Below are 229 nucleotides of genomic sequence, written 5' to 3'. Positions count from 1 at the left end.
GCCTCGCGCTGGAGATCCCGATTGCCTGCCTGACACAGGGCAGCGATCCGGTCATCGGTGCCTGGACGACCTCCAGCCTGCCGCAGGCCGAACTGGAAGATCCGTCGCCCACTTATGAGCAGGCATCGCTCTACGGTGGTGCATGGGTCCAGCAGTCGCGGCTTTCCGCGCCGCTGGTCAACGAAGTGGTCATCGGTCTGCCGGATAAGAACCTGTTCAACGCGGCTGA

Annotated in this window: 1 protein-coding gene; it reads left to right on the top strand. The window is 63.8% G+C overall.

What is annotated here, in order from left to right; genetic code table 11:
• The coding region (locus A3764_RS00795; protein ID WP_150122022.1) for a DUF4331 family protein at positions 1 to 229 on the top strand (229 nt) is incomplete at both ends.

Origin of the sequence: Sulfitobacter sp. HI0129 (assembly GCF_001635395.1) — a bacterium.
Taxonomy (GTDB): Bacteria; Pseudomonadota; Alphaproteobacteria; order Rhodobacterales; family Rhodobacteraceae; genus Sulfitobacter.
Note: the sequence above shows the minus strand (reverse complement) of the source record. Positions and strands in the feature narration are given on the sequence as shown.